We start from the raw sequence: 17,542 nt of genomic DNA on the forward strand, positions 1-17,542 counted from the left end.
CCATGAAGATCACCTTTCTGCTCCACAACGCCTACGCCATCGGCGGCACCGTCCGCTCGACGCTGAACCTCGCCGGAGCCCTGGCGGTCCGTCACGAGGTGGAGGTCGTCTCGGTCTTACGCACCGAGGACCGCCCGCTGCTCGGGGTGAGCGGCAAGGTCCGCCTGTTACCGCTCGTCGACGAGCGGCCCGACGCCGAGTCCTACGACGGCGGCCACGAGCTGATGTCCCGGCCCTCCGCCGTGGTCCCGCCCACCGAGGTGCTCGCCCACCGCTACACCGCGCTCACCGACGAACGTCTGCGCGCCTTCCTCGACACCACCGACGCCGATGTCGTCGTCGCGACCCGCCCGGCGCTCGTGGTGGCCCTGGCCGGGCACGGCGCCGTCGGCTCGCGCCGCCCGCCCGGCCCACCTGGCGCGTCCGGCGCTTCCGGTACGACCGGCGCGTCCCGCCGGGGCCCGCTGCTCATCGGGCAGGAGCACCTGTCGTACGACAACCACGTGCCCGGCGTACGCGAGGCGCAGAACGCGGCGATCAAGCGTCTGCACGCTTTCGTCACCGTCTCCGCGCGGGACGCCGCCGACCACCGTCGGCACCTGCCCGGCCTGCGCACCCGGATCACGAACATCGCCAACGCCGCGCCCCGGCCCAAGGCCGAACCCTCCGACCTGCGCGCGCCGTTGGTGGTCGCCGCCGGGCGCCTGTTCCCGGTCAAGCGGTACGACCTGCTCGTCGAGGCGTTCGCCAAGGTCGTCGCCGAACGCCCCGAGTGGCGGCTGCGGATCTACGGCAAGGGCCCGGAGCGCGCGAACCTGCGCGCCGTGATCGACAGACTCGGGCTGGGCGACCACGTCTTCCTCATGGGCGCCCAGGCCACGCTGGAGACCGAGTGGGCGAAGGCCTCCGTCGCCGCGGTCAGCTCCGAGTGGGAGTCCTTCGGCATGACCATCCTGGAGGCCATGCACGCCGGTGTCCCCGTGGTGGCCACCGACTGTCCGCACGGCCCCGGTGAGATCGTCACCGACGGCACCGACGGCCTCCTCGTCACCCCGGGCGACCCGAACGCCCTGGCCACGGGCCTGCTCCGGCTCATCGACGACCCGGACCTACGGCAGCGCGTCGGCACCGCCGGCCGCACCACCGTCCAGCGGTACGCGCCCCGCACGATCGCCGCGGAGTACGAACAGCTGATCGCCGACCTCCAGGAGGCCCGCACCCCGGCCCCGGTGAAACTGGGCCGCCGCTTACGCCGGGCACTGGGGTGGCCCGCTTCGACGCCGGCCGAGAAGCCCGGGGCGTCCGAGCCGACGACCGGGAAGGCGAAGGTCGGGGCGGCGACGAAACCCGGGGCGCCTAAACCCTTACGTCCGAAGGCCGGCTGCCGTGTCGACCGGCGCGGCGGTGTACGGATCGCCGTCGCCGCGTCCGGCGTGTCGGGGGCGGACCTGACGCTCGTACTGCGCCGACGCCACGCCGGCGACGAGGTGCGCGTCCCCCTGCGGCAGGACACGCCGGACGACCCCAGGAGCCCGTGGACCGCCACGCTGAGCCGCGACGAGCCGGCCCTCGCGGAGGGCCGCTGGGACCTGCACGTAGAGCGGGGTGGGGACGGGGCCCGCCGCCGGCTGCGGGCGGGACTGGTCGAGCAGCGGGGCCTGTTGACCGCCGAGCTCCCGGACCGGTCGCCGGTCGCCTGGTGGATCCCGTACGCCACGAAGGACGGCTACCTGGCGCTGCGTACCTTCCACCGCACCGCGCACGCCGAGGTCACCGCACTGCCCGTCGACGACGGGTCGCTCGCCGTGGAGGGCGTCCTGCACGGGGCCGTGCTCGGCGAGGGCGCGACGCTGGTGGGCGTCGCCCGGGGCGAGGACGTGGCGGACTTCGAGGCACCGGCGACACGCACGGAAGGGACACGCACGGAAGGGACACGCGCGACCGGACGCCCCGGGTTCCGCGCGCGGCTGACGTCCCTCCCGGACCCCGTCGGCCCGGACAAGGTGATCTGGGACCTGTTCCTGCGGCCCTCCCCCGACGCCGAACTCATCCGGCTCGGCCGGTTGTTCGACGACATCGTGGACCGCAAGGACACCGACAAGTACCCGGCGGTCACCATGACCACACCGAACGGATCCGTGCCACAGGCCCGCTTCTTCTTCACCGTCACCAACGACCTGGCCCTCGCGCTGTCATGAGGCCTACGGACGGGGGCGAAGCCGGGGCCGGGGCAGCCAGGCGACGTCTACATCTTGTCGATCTTCAGGTTCTCGATGACCGTACGGGCGATCTCGCGGCCCTGCTCGGTGAAGTGCCCCTTGCCCGGATAGTCGATCCACAGCCGGTACATGTCACCGTTGTCGGCCCGGTAGTACAGGACCCGCGCCTCCCGCAGGCGCGGGTTCTGGCTGTCGGTGGTCGTGTACCTGATGGTGTTCTCGGCGGCCTCATGGTCCTTGAACCGGGCCTCCTGCGGCCGCCCCTTGGGCGCGGGGTCGTCGGCGACGTCCAGCGAGTACTCGCCGTCCTTTACCAGCTCCCAGTCGGCATACGCCCTGTCCAGCGCGACGCCCGGGATCTCGTTCTCCTTGTCGTCCCGCTCGATGTCCCGGTCGACGTTGATCCGGATCAGCCCGCTCGGGTCGCTGTACTGCGCGAACGTTCCGTCGGTCTCGTCCGGCTCGAACCGGTCCTTCACGAAGTCGCCGGGCACGCCCACGCTCGCGGCGACCTTCGTACCGAGGTCGCGCTGCTTCCAGCCGTCCGGCAGCGGTCCCGCGAAGGGGTCGGCGATCACCACGTAGGCGGTCACCGCCGCCGCCACGCCCAGCACGCCGAGCCCGGCGACCGCCACCGCGACGACCGCCGCGCCGACCCCGGCGAGGGTCTTGGCGCCGATCCTGATGCCCTTGGTTTCCCCTGCCCGGGGCCCGGCGATCGTCTGGGCCACCGGGGTGTGCGCGGGCGCCGGCGGGTTCGCGGCCGTCTCCAGCAGCTCGCGGACCCGGGCGGCGCTCGGACGGCGCGCCGGGTCCTTCTGCAGCAGGCCGTTGATGGCCTCGGCGAGCGGACCGGTGGCCGAGGCGGGCGCCGCGGGCGTGGCGTTGAGCACGGACTGCAGGGTCGCGGGCGTGTTGCTGCGCCGGAAGGGCGACACGCCCTCCGTGGCGGCGTAGAGGACGACGCCGAGCGACCAGAGGTCCGACGCGGGCCCGGGGCGCTGGCCGAGCACGCGCTCGGGGGCGATGTACTCGGGCGAGCCGACGAAGCCGCCGGTGTCCGTCAGGTTGGTCTCGCCCTCGATCTGGGCGATACCGAAGTCGGTGAGGACGACCCGGTCGTGCCGGCCGAGGAGGACGTTGTCGGGCTTGACGTCCCGGTGCAGGATGCCCGCCGCGTGCGCGGCCTCCAGCGCGCCGAGCACGTCGAGGCCGATTCTCGCCGCGTCACGGGTACCGAGGGTGCCCTCCTGCAACGCGTCGCCCAGCGAGCGGCCCCGTACCAGCTCCATGACGATCCACGGCCGGTCGTCGACGACCGCCACGTCGTGCACGTTCACGACCGACGGATGATCGAGCCGGGCCGCCGCGCGGGCCTCGCGGCGCATCCGCTCGTAGGCGTTGGCCCGCTCACGCTCGGGAAGGTGGTCCGGTACGCGGGGCTCCTTGACGGCGACCTCCCGGTCCACCGTCTCGTCCTGCGCCCGCCACACCGTGCCCATACCGCCGTGCCCGAGCTTGGCGAGGAGCCGGTAGCGACCGGCGATCAGCCGCCCGGTGCCGGGATCCTGCGCGGCGGGCGCGGGTTGCGCCGCCTGCGAGGGCGGTACGGGCATAGCCGCCTGCACGTGCTGCGGCTGCGCCTGGGCCTGAGGCTCCTGATGTGACTGCGGTTGTGCCTGGGCCTGCGGTTGTGCCTGGGCCTGCGGCGCCGAGGGCGGCGCGGGCTGGTCCGTGGCCCGGGGCGGCTGCGCATAAGGGTTCCCGGGGTACGGCGCGCTCGGCTGCGGCGGTTGCAGTCCGAAACTCGTCGGCTCGTCGGCTCCGTAGCCGGGCCCAGGCCCTGTTCCGTAAGGGGCGCCCCCGTTGCTGCTCATACGTTCATCTGTATCGCGGCAAGCGCTTCGGCAGCCACCCCGGGCGCTTTCCGGTCACAGACCCGTGACGCGGAACACCACTTATCTCCGCTTTAGTTACGTACGAACGTGTCCACCGCCACGTCGAAGTACTCCTTCGCCTCGCTCACCCTCCCGACCGGCGCCGACACCCACACGTCGTACAGCCGCCCGTCCCGCTCCCAGCACAGGTCGTACGTGTGCCGGGGTCCCTCCGCCGAGCTGAAGCCGTCCCAGGTGAACTCCCAGAGCGCGGCCGGCCGTCCGTCGTGCGTGGTCTCGGTGACCCGGCCGTCGCGGTAACCGGGGTTCGTTGAGGGCCCCTTCGCGTGCGCGCGCCGCATCACCCCGGCGGGCCCGCCCTCCTCCGGGTCGTCGACCTTGACGCCGATCCGGACCACCCACCCCGGCGACATGTAGAAGACCCGCTCCCCCTGCGGTTCCCGGGTGAAGTCGTCCGGCACCGCGAGGCTGAAGCCCCGTTCGTCCCGGGCGAGCCGGTACCCCGAGGGCACGGTCGGCGCGGTGGCCGCCCGGGAGCCTGTCACGGTGGGCGTGGCGTCGCCCGACGTACCGGCTGTGCCGCCGGGCCCCCCGGACCCGCCCGAGGAGCTCGACGCGCCCGACGTGTGCGGAGTGCTCGGCGAGCCGGACTGACCCGACTCGCCCGCCGACCCCGGCTCCCCCTCGCCTCCCGACTCTCCCGACTCTCCCGAATCCCCGGCCGTGCTCGACACGCCCGGGGTCCGCGGCGCCGAACTGCCGGGCGTGCCGCCCCCACCGCCCCCCTCGCGCATCAGCAGTGCCGCCGCCGAGACACCGGCCCCGGCCATCGCCGCCACCAGCGCGGCCGCGACCAGCACGCTCCGCGTGGAGTGTGTCGGGCGCTCGTCCCCGGGCCGCTCTCCCGGCGCCGGCGCGCCGAGTCCGCCCGGGTCCGACGGCGGCTGTCCGCCACCGGCCGCCGTCGCATCCTGGGCGGCGGCCCCGGCGTGCCCCTCGCCTCCGGCGGCGGCCGTACGCCGCGCGTCGCGGCCCGGACGAGGCACGTCGCGCCGCGTCGGGGTGTAACCGTGCGACGTCCTCGGGTTCTTGGTCGTCCGCGGAGTCCGGCCCGTCTCCCGGAACGCCCGCAGCAGCCGCTCGGCCTCAGCCGCGTCGAGCCGCAGGTCCGGATCACGCTCCAGCAGCCCCCGTACGACGGGAAGCAGCGGCGCGGCCTGCACGGGCGGCCGGATCTCGTCGACGACGACCGCGTGCAGGATCCCGCCCAACGAGTCGCGCCGGAACGGCGATTCCCCGCTGAGCACGGCGCACAGCAGCGCGCCCAGCGACCACAGATCGGACTCCGGGCCGGTGCGGACCCCGGACATCCGCTCCGGGGCGGTGTACTCGGGCGAGCCGACGAAGGACCCGTTCTCGGTGAGCGTGGTCGCGCCTGCCACCTGGGCGATACCGAAGTCGGTGAGGACGACCCGGTCGGTGCCGGTCTCCATCAGGACGTTCGCGGGCTTGAGGTCGCGGTGCAGAACTCCGGCGTCGTGCGCCCGGCGCAGCGCGCCCAGCAGGGCGATCCCGATCCGCGCGGCCTCCCGCGCGTCGACGGGCCCCTGCTCCTCGATCCGCTCCGCGAGCGAGCCGCCGTCGATCAACTCCATGACGATGTACGGGCGTTCGTCCTGTTCGACGACGTCGTGCACGACGATGATGTGCGGGTGCCCGAGCCGGGCGACCGCCCGCGCCTCCCGCAGGGTGCGCTCGCGCCGCTCCCGGGACCGTTGCTCGGGGAGCGAGTCGTCCAGGGCGAGTTCCTTGACCGCCACCTGTCGGCCGAGGAGCTGGTCGGTGGCGCGCCACACGATCCCCATACCGCCGCGGCCGATCCTGGCCTCCAGCCGGTAACGCCCGGCTATGACACGGACGCTCTCCCCCTCGGTCCCCATGCGCCCCATCATGCCGCACCGGACCCGAACCCTCCGGTGCCGCGCGACGGGCTGGCCGACAAGCGCCGCACACACGTCTCACGAGCGCCTTGCGAGCGCCGCGCGGAGACCGCCACAGAAGCCACGCCGGCCCACACCGGCACTTCCGTGGGGCCTTCGTACGACCCGTCACCACCCGGGGGCGGGTGTCTCCGGGCCTGGGCGTCCGCGTGTCAGGCGTGGGCGCGCCCCGGCAGACCCGCTCGGCCGTGGCCGGCGGGTCGGGCTCACCGCTCCGTCGGCCGCCAGCTGCGCAGCACCGCGTAGAACTGCTCCTCGGCCGTCTTCCAGTCCCCCGCCGGCGCGGACATGTAGATCGTGTACTCGACGCCGTCCCGGGAGAGGTACATCTGCTCGATCGCCCGGCGCGGCCCGGGGAACTCCGTGTCCTTCGCCGACGCGGTCCACGTGAAGTCCCACAGCGCGCCCGGCCGGTCGCGGAAGATGTTCTCCTCCAGGCTCACCCGCTGGTACTCCGACCTCGTCCGCACCTGCTCCTCGAGGTCGAGCTGGTGGCGGTACGGGCTGTCGAAGTCCGGCGAGTCGTCCACGGCGACCCGGAGGAAGTGCTCACGGCCGTCGGGCGTGTAGTCGATCTGCGAGCCCTCGACCTGCCGCTTCCACCCCTTGGGCAGCGCGAGGCTGAAGCCCTCCGGGTCCTCGACCCGCTCCCAGCCCTCGGGCACCCCGTCCTCCGACCCGCCCGAACCGTCCGACCCGGCAGAGGCGCCGCTCCCGGCCCACCATCCGTCCGCGTACTGCAGCGCGACGGCCCCGCCGCCACCGGCCAGCACGGCCAGCGCCAGCACGAGCGCGACCGTACGACCCCGACGGCGCCGCTTGCCGCCGGACGCGACGGGCGCCCCGGCGAACCCCGGCTGAGAGGCCCCCGCGACCGGAGCGACCGGGGTCCCGGGCCCACCGAAGCCACCGGACCCGTCGCCCCAGCCGACCTGGGCCCCGGTGGTGTACTCCCGCGCGGGCGCACCGTGCGCCGCACCCGCACCATTCCCCACACCCGCACCCTGCACTCCGGCCGAGCCCGGCGCCCGCCCCGAGCCCTCATCCCCTGCGGCCGCACCCGCCGTCTGCTCCCGATGCTCCCGGCCCTCCCCATGCTCCCGAGTCGCCAGATACACCTGCGCGTCCCGGGGCCGCCGCCCCTCCGCCGCCTCGGCGAGCATCTGCTCGGCCTCGTCGGGGCCGGGCCGTACGGCCGGGTCCTTGCACAGCAGCGCGGCGATGACGGGACCCAACTCCCCGGCGGCCGCCGGTTCCTCGACCTCCTCGCTCACCACGGCCTGCATCGTGGTGAGCGGAGTGGTGCGCCGGAACGGCGACTTGCCCTCCACCGCCGTGTACAGGGTGGCGCCCAGGGACCACAGGTCGGAGGCGGGTCCGGGCTCGTGCCCGCGCACCCGCTCGGGGGCGATGTAGTCGACGGAACCGACGATCTCGCCGGTGCGGGTGATGGTGGTGTCGCCCTCGACCTGCGCGATACCGAAGTCGGTCAGCATGACCCGGCCGTCCTCGGCGAGCAGCACGTTCCCCGGCTTCACGTCGCGGTGCAGCACACCGGCGCGGTGGGCGGCCCGCAGCGCGCGCAGCACCCACACACCGATCCGCGCCGCCTCGCGCGCCTCCACCCGCCCCCGGTCCCGCACGGCGTCGGCCAGGGAGACGCCCTCGACCAACTCCATGACGATCCACGGCCGGCTGTCGTGCTCCAGCACGTCGTGCACGGTGACGACGGCCGAGTGGTTGATCCGCGCCGCCGCGCGCGCCTCGGCCCGGGTCCGCCGCAACAGGATGGCCTGCTCGCTCTCCGAGACGTAGAGCGCGGCCGTCAACTCCTTGACCGCGACGGTCCGGTGCAGCACCTCATCGTGCGCACGCCAGACCCGTCCCATGCCACCGCTGCCGATGGTGTCGACAAGCCGGTAGCGCCCCGCGAGGAGCTGGCCCTGCATCTGATTCACGTTGCCCCGCAATGTTCTTGACAGGGTCAGAGTAGGGAGCGGCCCACGGCCCGGGGAACCGGCCGGGCCGCACAGAGACCGCACTGTGACGGTTCTCGCTTCCGCGAACTGAGCACAACCTTCCGCCACTTGCCGAACAGCAACCTCGCCGCACAGACCGGTCGCCGTGTACGTGGCCGCTCAGCCGGTCGCCTTGTACGTGGCCGCCGCCTGCTCGTACAGCCGGGTCACCTCGTCCCGCTCCGCCTCCGGCCCACGCACCTGCACCACGTGGTACCGCCCGTCGAGCAGGATCGCGAGATTCCGTACGAAGACACCGCGCCCCTCGGCGTCCTGCCAGGTGAACTGCCCCTCGGCCGAGGTCACCCCGCCCACCTCGACCAGCCGCATACCGGTGGAGGTGGCCCAGGTCGAGTCACGGAAGGGCTGCAACTCGCGCTCGTCCTCCCGCTGGTACTTCAGCGGATCACTGCCGTACGTCGACGTGCTGTCCCGCCCGGGGACGACGATCAGCTCGAAGCCGCCCTGGGAGTAGACGATCTGGCCGCGCCCGTTCTTGCCGGCGCGGTCCCAGCCGGTGGCGACGGCGACCTGGAACCCCTCGGGGTCCTTGCGCAGCGTGAACCCCTGGGCGACCTCGGGGTCACCGGTCTGCGTCTGCGTGGACCCGGACGACTCCGAGGGTGAGGGGCTCGCGTCGCTCTGGCCCTCCTCACCTCCGTCGGGCGAACTCGAGTTCTGCCCGGGCCGGGAGTCACCGCTCGCCTCCGGCGCCGAACTCGGCTGCCCGACACTGTCCGTACGGCTGCCGGTGTCACTGCCCTGACTGCTCGGCGTGGCCTTCGGCATGAACACCATGGCGTACGTGATGGCGGCGGCCAGCGCGAGCAGTATCAGCAGGAGCAGGTTCCGGCCCAGCTTGCGGGGCTGGGGCCGCCTGTCCTGGCGGGTCCGCTTGTGGCGGGCGTGCGCGCTGGTCGCGGGCAGCCCGGCCCGTCGTCTGCGGACGAGTTCGCCGCGCCGCCGTACGATCGGCAGCCGGCTCGCGTCGACGGGCGGGGCGGGCACGACGTGCGTACCGGCCTCGGGTTCGGGCGCCGACCGCACCAGGGAGCGCAGCCAGCCGCGCAGTTCCTCGAAGTCCAGCCGCTCGGTGGGGTCCTGCCGCAGCAGCGACTCCACGACCGGCCGCAGCGGTCCGCACTCCTCGGCGAACGCGGGCGGCTCGGCGCACACCATCTGCACCAGCTCGGCGGTGTTCTCCTCCGGGTACGGCGCGTGTCCCTGAACGGCCCGGAACAGCAGCGCGCCGAGTGCCCACAGGTCCGTGGCCGGTCCGATCGGCGCGGCCAACTGCCAGTTCTCGTGCACCGGTCCGGCCTGCTCGGGCGCCCATCGCTCCGTGACCGGCCCCACCACGGCCATCCGCGCCTGCCGCGCGCGCTCGGCGGCGAGCGCGGTCGCGGGGCCTCGTCGAGGGGCGGCTCCCGCCCCGGCACCGCCCCAGGGGACGGCATCCGTCACACCCATGGGAACCGGCGCACCGGGCACGGCGTCGGAGTTCGCCCCACCGACCGTTGCCCCGCCGACCGACCCACCGCCGTACGGCGCGTCGCTGGGGGCCCCGCCTCCGTACGACGCCTCACCGGCCGCGCCTCGGCCGGAGCCACCGGACGTGCCGGACGTGCCATGGGTGCCATGGTTGCCGCGAACGCCGCTGTCGTGCGTCCCGCCCTCGCCCGCGCCGGACGTGGTCGTCCCGCCGCGCGGCAGGGCGCCGTGCCAGGCGCTCGTGGCGCCGCCGTTGGCAAGGACACCGTAGGGGTCGGCGATCTGGTGGAGCGGCACCGGGCGCGTCGCCGCGCCCGACGTCGCGCCGGAAGTCGGGCCGCTGTCCGGTCCTGCCCCGGGCGCCCGGTCCTGCGGCGCCGGCCGCTGGGCGGGCAACCCCGTGCCCGGCCCGCCGCGTTGGTCGTCCTGCACACGGGCCGCGGCCCGCGCACCAGCCCGGTACGCCGCGATGGCACCCGCCCGCGCCGCACGCGCGTCCCCACCGGCCTCCAGCGCGCGCTGCCCTCCGGAGGGATCCGCCCCCGGGGCCGCGCTCCCGGCCGCTCGTGCCTCTATCGCGGCCCGCCGAGCGGCCTCGGGATCCTCGACCGCGCCCCCGGGAACACCGCCCCGGGCACCGCCGAACGTACCGCCGCCGCTCCCGGGCAGCGCGCCGCCGCGGGCCCCGGGAACACCGCCGGGCGGCACCGTCCCACGCCCAACGTCCGCCACACCTCCGGGCGGCACCGGGCCACGCCGTGCGTCCCGCACCCCGCCGGGCGGCACCGGGACCTGCCGCGACCCCTGCCCCCCGCCGGGCTTGGCAGGCGCTTCCGCGCCACCGCCGGGTGCCGGGGGCGGCCTGTCCTCGTACTCCCGCGCGGGCACCGGGTCATACCCGCACAGCGCCTCTTCCGCCGCCCCGGCGGCCAGCCCGGTCAGCATCACCCGGCCGTCGTCGCAGACCAGCACCGTGCGGGCGGTGATGTTCCGGTGGACCCAGCCGTGCGCGTGCAGCGCCCGCAGCGCGGTGAGCACGTCGGCGGCGACCTCGGCCGCGCGGTACGGTGTCAGCGGCTGCTCGGCGAGGAGCGCCTCCAGCGTGCGGGCGGACACCAGTTCGCTCACTATCCACAACGAGCCACCCTCGGCGAACACGTCGAAGACCTGGTCGAGCCGGGGATGGTCGGGGATCTGCGCGGCGGCCTGCGCGGCCTCGACGGCCCGCCGTACGGCGGGGTCGGCGGACCCGCGCGTGGCCCGTCCGGCACCCCGGCGCCCCCCGCCGTCCCGCGCGACGTACCCGTCGGGCAGACCGTCCGAGTCGAGCACTTCGGCCTCGACCACCTCGGGCAGCGGCACCTGCCGGACCAGGACTTCCTGTCCGCTGTAGGTGTCGAAGGCGCGTATCTCGGCGGCGAGTTCGTACTCGTCGGAGGGCGGCAGCGGCAGGCGATAGCGGTCGGCGAGTACCCGACCCGCGTATGCGTCCACAATGCCCTCCCCCGACCGCCCGGTTGGTCAATTCCGCTCGCCCAGCGACCCGTTCCGTGCTGGATGCGTACGATCCGCAGCCCTTCACGATACGTGCCGGAGGCAACTCACATTGACTCGATGCGATATCTCGTTCGTCTCGAATGCGCTCGAACGCATCCGATCTTCCCCGGAAGACCCGTCCCCGAACTCACCCGGCGGGCACAACTCCCGAAGCTGAGCTCATACGGAGCCGACTCGCCCCGCCCCGCGCACCCGCACGCCCCCGTACGGCGCCCCGAACCGAGGCACGGGCCCGCACAGAGCCCTCGCCCTCAACACACCGGCGCACAACACCCACCGGCACGCGCCCCCACATACCGAGCGCGAAGCCCTACGCCTTCGGCTCGAACGTCTTCGTGAACGTCCGCCAGGTGTCCTTGCGCAGCTCACCGCTCCACTTCGCGGCCTTCGCGGTGTACATCAGCGCGTATCCCTGCTGTGAGTCGACGACGAACCCCCGGTCGATCGACCGGTTCTTCGTGCCGCTCTCCATGTAGGTGAACTCCCAGTCGGCCGCCTTCCAGCCCCGGTAGTCCACCGCCTCTATTCGGATCCGCTTGTACTGCGAACGCGTCATGTAGCGCTCCTGGTTCTTCCAGTCCGCGACCGGGTCGCTCTTCGGCGTGGACGTCCACCCGACGAGCAGGCGCTGGCCGTCGGGGCCGGAGAACCGGGCACCCGCGTTGTCCGTGGACTGGTACTTCCACCCGTCGGGCAGCCCGATCGAGAACCCCTGAGCGCTCTTGTACGTCTCGGTCGCGATGTCGCCCGAGCCGGAGCCGGAGCCGTCACCGCTCCCGGCGCCGTTCGACCCGCCGGAAGGGCTCGGCGAGCTGCCGCCTGCCCCACTCGACCCGCCGGCCTCCTCCGTCTTCTCCCCGTCGGGGCTGGGGTCGGACCCCTTCTCCTTGCCGGTGTCCTCGTCCGTGCCCTTGTCCGCGTCCTTGCCGTCGGCGTCGCTCCCCGACGCCGACCCGCTGGACGCGGCCGCCTTGGTGTCGGACCCCTTGCTGCCGGTCGAACTGCCGTCGTCCCCACCGAGGGTGAGCACCAGGACGGTCCCGAGGACGGCGAGGGCCACGGCCACCGCGATGACCGCCAGCGTCCGCCGCGACACCACGTCCGTGATCGGCGCCCTGGGCACCGGCCGCGGCGGCAGATCCGGCGGCGTCATCTCGGGCCACCCCGAAGTCCGCCCCGTCGAAACGGAGTTCCCCGGGCCCGCGCCCTGACCGGCTCCGCCGGCCCGCGGGCCGGGCACCGCGGACGCCGGCTTGCCCGCCGCCTGCGCCGCGCCCCCGCCCTTCGTCGCGCTGTCGGCCCCGGACGACACCCCGACGGATGCGGACCGCGTCGTCACGGCCGCCGAGGCCGAGGACTTCGCACCGCCCCCACCGGAAACCGCGCCGGAAGCCCCTCCCGAGGTCCCACCGGAGGTACCCCGCGCGGCATCGACACCGGTGCCGGCTCCGCCGGCCGCTGCCCCACCGGCGGCCCCGGCCCCTGCCGCGGCCGACCCCTTCCGCATGGACCACCGGGGCGCCCGAACCCGCTCGCCCGCACCGCTCTTGGCCCCGGCCCCACCGGAACCGCCCTTCTTCGAGCGCTCCTCCGGCACCGGCGGCAACGGCACGACCCGGGTGGCGTCCACCGGATCGACGTCCTTCGGGTCGGGCGCGTGGATCACGCTGTTGAGCATGGCCCGCGCGCCGGCGTCGTCGAGACGTCGCTCGGGGTCCTTGGTGAGCAGGCCGAAGATGACGTCCTTCAGGGCCCCGGCGCGCTTCGGCTGCGGCACCGGCTCGGTCATCACCGCGGTCAGTGTCGCTATGGCCGAACCCTTGTCGTAGGGCGGCACCCCCTCGACCGCCGCGTAGAGCAGACCGCCGAGCGACCACAGGTCGGCGGCGGGCCCGGGCTTGTGCCCGCGCGCCCGCTCCGGCGAGATGTAGGAGGGAGCGCCCACGAGCATGCCGGTCGAGGTGATGGAGGGGTCGCCCTCGACCTGGGCGATACCGAAGTCGGTGAGGACGACCCGGCCGTCGTGCTTGTCGATGAGCACGTTGGACGGCTTCACGTCCCGGTGCAGGATGCCCTCGCGGTGCGCGGCGCGCAGCACGTCGAGGATGGCGAGCCCCACCTCGGCGGCCCGCCTCGGTTCGAGGACGCCGTCCTCGCGGATGACCTCGGCGAGCGACTTGCCCTCGACGAGCTCCATGACGATCCACGGCCGGTCGTCCTCGTGGACGACGTCGAACACCGTCACCGCGGCGTTGTTCCGGATCCGCGCGATCGCCTTGGCCTCGCGCAGCGTGCGTGTGATGAGCCGCCGTTTCTCGTCCTCGTCGATGCTCGACGGGAACCTCAACTCCTTGACGGCGACCGTACGGCCCAACGTCTCGTCCATGGCACGCCACACCGTGCCCATGCCGCCGCGACCGAGCACCCCTCCCAGCCGGTACCGCCCGGCGAGGAGACGTGCGTCCTTGTCCTGACGGGATTCCCCAGCCCGCTCCGCCTCCGACATGCGTCCCCTCATACAACCCGCCCTGACAGAGCCTCCATTGTCACCCACCCGCCAACCGCCCCACGCCCAGGGCCCCCCTCAACCGGCCACCCCACCTCCAAGCCCCTCACCAGACCCACCCACACTTCACCACCAGGGCCCCGTTTCTGAGCCCGCCCCAGAAACGGACCAGCCCGTGGACGACTACAGCGGCACGATGTCCGGCGCCCCCAACCGGGCCGCGTCCGCCGTCAGGTCGTCCGGCTGCCGCTGCGACTCCCGCTCCGCCTCCACCCTCTTCTCGTAGTGCTGAACCTCCCGCTCGATCTGGTCCTTGTCCCAGCCGAGCACCGGCGCCATCAGCTCCGCGGCCTCCCGCGCACTGCGCGTCCCCCGGTCGAACGTCTCGATCGAGATCCGCGTCCGCCGCGTGAGCACGTCGTCGAGATGCCGGGCCCCCTCGTGCGAGGCCGCGTACACCACCTCGGCCCGCAGATAGTCGTCGGCCGCCCGCAGCGGCTCCCCCAGCGAGGGATCGGCGGCGATCAGTTCGAGCACCTCCTCGGTGGCCGACCCGTACCGGTTCAGCAGATGCTCCACCCGCACCACGTGCAGCCCGGTGCTCGCCGCGATCCGCGCCCGCGCGTTCCACAGCGCCCGGTACCCCTCGGCCCCCAGCAGCGGCACGTCCTCGGTGACGCATTCCGCGACCCGCTGGTCGAGTCCGTGCACGGCCGCGTCCACCGCGTCCTTGGCCATGACCCGGTACGTCGTGTACTTGCCCCCGGCCACGACCACCAGCCCCGGCACCGGATGCGCCACGATGTGCTCCCGCGAGAGCTTGCTGGTGGCGTCCGACTCCCCCGCGAGCAACGGCCGCAGCCCGGCGTACACCCCCTGCACGTCGTCCCGCGTCAGCGGCACCGCCAGGACCGAGTTCACATGCTCCAGCAGATAGTCGATGTCCGCGCTGGAGGCCGCCGGATGCGCCTTGTCGAGGTCCCAGTCGGTGTCCGTGGTGCCCACGATCCAGTGCCGCCCCCAGGGGATGACGAACAGCACGGACTTCTCGGTCCGCAGGATCAGCCCGGTCGTGGAGTGGATCCGGTCCTTCGGTACGACCAGATGGATGCCCTTGGAGGCCCGTACGTGGAACTGTCCACGCTCGCCCACCATCGCCTGGGTGTCGTCGGTCCACACCCCGGTCGCGTTCACCACCTGCCGGGCGCGGATCTCGTACTCCCCGCCGCCCTCGACGTCCTGCACCCTGGCCCCGACGACCCGCTCGCCCTCCCGCAGGAACCCGGTCACCCGCGCGCGGTTGGCGACCTTCGCCCCGTACGACGCGGCCGTGCGCACCATGGTGGCGACGTACCGGGCGTCGTCCATCTGGGCGTCGTAGTACTGCAACGCACCGACCAGCGCGTCCTTCTTCAAGCAGGGGGCGATCCGCAGGGCGTGGCGACGGCTCAGATGACGATGGATCGGCAGCCCGCGCCCGTGCCGGCGCGCCATGGACATCCCGTCGTACAGCGCGACGCCCGAGCCCGCGTACCACCGCTCCCAGCCCTTGTTCTGCAAGGGATAGAGGAAGGGCACCGGCTTCACGAGGTGGGGGGCCAGCCGCTCCAGCAGCAACCCCCGCTCCTTGAGGGCCTCCCGGACGAGGGCGAAGTCGAGCATCTCCAGATAGCGCAGACCGCCGTGGATCAGTTTGCTGGACCGGCTGGAGGTGCCCGACGCCCAGTCACGTGCCTCGACCAGGCCCGTGGACAGACCGCGGGTCACGGCGTCCAGGGCCGTGCCCGCACCGACCACGCCCCCGCCCACGACCAGTACGTCCAGCTCGTGCTCGGCCATACCCGCCAGTGACTCGGCGCGCTGCGCCGGTCCCAGTGCCGCTGTCCTCACCGCTGCCTCCCGCTGTCCGTCGCGTCGGCCTCATCCGTCCGTACCCGTCGGGCGAGACCCAGCTCTTTCGTCCCTCTCGCATCCCCTGCCCAAAATTCTGACCGCGTTGCCCGACTTCGGCCACCACCGGCCCCCAGCCTGTGGATAACTCCGCAGGACGCGCACAGAAAAACAACTCCCCAATCCCGCATATCGGTCATATTTCCGCCTAATGTGACATTGCGCTCGCTCATCCAGACCACCGGGCTTGCGCGTCTGTCCCGCTTCGGTTACTGGGAAGGACGGCCCCGCCATGCCCGCAGATCTCGCCGTGATCGGACTCGGCCAGTTGGGGCTTCCGCTCGCCCAGGCCGCCGTCGCCGCCGGCATCGCCACGCTCGGTTACCGCACCGGGCCCGACTCCGGCTCCCTCACCCCCGGCGAACTGCGCCGCATGCTGGCCCGCGGCTTCAAGCCCACCACCAGCCCCGCCGAACTCGGCCGCGTCCGTACGGCCGTCATCTGCGCCCCGACCCCACTCGGCGCCGACGGCTCGCTCGACCTCACCCAGGTCGAGGAGGCCGCCCGCACGCTGGCCGCCCGGCTGCGCCCGCACACCACCGTCATCCTGGAGTCCCCGGTCCCGCCGGGCACCACCGGGGACCTCCTGCGCCCCCTCCTCGAAGAGGGCTCAGGCCTCCGCGCGGGCCGCGACTTCCACCTCGCCTACTCCCCGGCCCGCGTCGACCCGGGCAACCGCGCCTACGGTCCCGCCAACACCCCCAAGGTGATCGGCGGCCTCACCCCCGCCTGCACCGAATCGGCCGCAGCGTTCTACGGCCGCCTCACCGACAAGGTGGTACGCGCGCGCGGCCTGCGCGAGGCGGAGACGGTCCACCTCCTGGAGACCAACTACCGCCACGTCAACATCGCCCTGGTCAACGAGATGGCCGCCCTCTGCCACGACCTGAACGTCGACCTCTGGGACGTCATCCGCTGCGCCGAGACCAAACCCTTCGGCTTCCAGGCGTTCCGCCCCGGACCCGGCGTCGGCGGCCACGCCCTCCCCCAGGACCTCGCGGGCCACGCCCCCCGCTCCCTCCGCATGGTCGAACTGGCCCAGCGCGTCAACCACCGCATGCCCCAGTACGTCGTCCAGCGCGCCGCCACCCTCCTCAACGAGCACGGCAAGTCGGCCCGGGGCGCCCGCGTCCTCCTCCTCGGCGTCACCTACAAGCCCGACGTCCCCGACCAACAGGGCACCCCCGCCGACGAGATCGCCCGCCGCCTCATCGAACTCGGCGCCCACGTCAGCTACCACGACCCGCACATCCCCACCTGGAGCGTCCTCGACCGCCCCATCCCCCGCGCCGACTCCCTCTACGAGGCCACCGCCGACGCCGACCTGACGATCCTCCTCCAGCAACACCGCACCTACGACCTCCAGGGCCTGTCGGTGAAGGCGCAACTACTGCTGGACACGCGGGGGGCCACGCCAACGGGGGCGGCGCACAGGTTGTGAGAGGGGGCGCACGGATGGCCGAGCCCCCGGTGTTGGTGGCGTCGGGCTGCCTCAGCTCAGTACCGTACGAAACGGACCCGCCGCTGCTGGCCCGGCGGCGCGGCGGGATTTTTACGGCGCAGGGCCGCCCCACGGCGAATCCGGTACCGTACAAAAAGGCGGAGCCCACCGCAGCGGGTAACTGCGGCAGGCTCCTAGATGGATTACGGAGTGTCCACCCCTAGTCTCTATAGGGGTGGCCGCTCACCATCCAAAAATCCGCAAGATCCACCTCCTCCGGCACTGAACCGCCCGAAGACGGATTCGGTCCCATCGGTTGGGCTTGCGGTGACGTCCCATAGACGCCCCCTTCCACGACACCACCCATTGACCCGGTAGGCGGTCCGTCGGAAATCGGGCCGGGCCCCGAGGGCGGGGTCCGGACCAGGTCCCTGGAAGGGGGCGCTCCTAGAAACCAGGGCG

Annotated in this window: 8 protein-coding genes; 2 read left to right on the forward strand and 6 right to left on the reverse strand. The window is 73.3% G+C overall.

Annotation, left to right across the window (positions count from 1 at the left end; genetic code table 11):
- The first annotated feature begins 2 nt into the window (after positions 1–2).
- Positions 3–2,198: a glycosyltransferase family 4 protein gene (locus tag ACZ9QC_RS15450; protein ID WP_472920668.1), complete on the forward strand. Its 2,196-nt coding sequence runs from the start codon at positions 3–5 to the stop codon at positions 2,196–2,198.
- A 47-nt stretch (positions 2,199–2,245) separates the two neighbouring features.
- Here ACZ9QC_RS15450 and ACZ9QC_RS15455 read toward each other — a convergent pair whose 3' ends face one another.
- The 6 genes from ACZ9QC_RS15455 to ACZ9QC_RS15480 form a co-directional block, all read right to left on the reverse strand.
- A complete protein-coding gene (locus tag ACZ9QC_RS15455) occupies positions 2,246–4,096 on the reverse strand; it encodes a serine/threonine-protein kinase (protein ID WP_472920669.1) in 1,851 nt (616 codons plus the stop codon).
- A 92-nt stretch (positions 4,097–4,188) separates the two neighbouring features.
- The gene (locus tag ACZ9QC_RS15460; protein ID WP_472920670.1) at positions 4,189–6,057 is read right to left on the reverse strand and encodes a serine/threonine-protein kinase; all 1,869 of its coding nucleotides are present in this window, start codon (positions 6,055–6,057) and stop codon (positions 4,189–4,191) included.
- A gap of 266 nt (positions 6,058–6,323) precedes the next feature.
- The gene (locus ACZ9QC_RS15465) at positions 6,324–8,066 is read right to left on the reverse strand and encodes a serine/threonine-protein kinase (RefSeq protein WP_472920671.1); all 1,743 of its coding nucleotides are present in this window, start codon (positions 8,064–8,066) and stop codon (positions 6,324–6,326) included.
- A gap of 189 nt (positions 8,067–8,255) precedes the next feature.
- On the reverse strand, positions 8,256–11,120 hold the full coding sequence (locus ACZ9QC_RS15470; protein WP_472920672.1) for a protein kinase: 2,865 nt from the start codon (positions 11,118–11,120) through the stop codon (positions 8,256–8,258).
- 373 nt (positions 11,121–11,493) lie between these two features.
- Complete coding sequence (locus ACZ9QC_RS15475; protein WP_472920673.1) at positions 11,494–13,689, reverse strand: serine/threonine-protein kinase; 2,196 nt, start codon at positions 13,687–13,689, stop codon at positions 11,494–11,496.
- A 183-nt stretch (positions 13,690–13,872) separates the two neighbouring features.
- A complete protein-coding gene (locus ACZ9QC_RS15480; RefSeq protein WP_472920674.1) occupies positions 13,873–15,579 on the reverse strand; it encodes a glycerol-3-phosphate dehydrogenase/oxidase in 1,707 nt (568 codons plus the stop codon).
- Positions 15,580–15,871: 292 nt separating this feature from the next.
- On the opposite strand from ACZ9QC_RS15480, the gene ACZ9QC_RS15485 reads away from it, so the two are divergent.
- Positions 15,872–17,080, forward strand: a complete 1,209-nt coding sequence (locus tag ACZ9QC_RS15485) for a nucleotide sugar dehydrogenase (RefSeq protein ID WP_472920675.1) — start codon at positions 15,872–15,874, stop codon at positions 17,078–17,080.
- Positions 17,081–17,542: the final 462 nt, after the last annotated feature.

The organism is Streptomyces sp. HUAS MS02 (assembly GCF_055702265.1).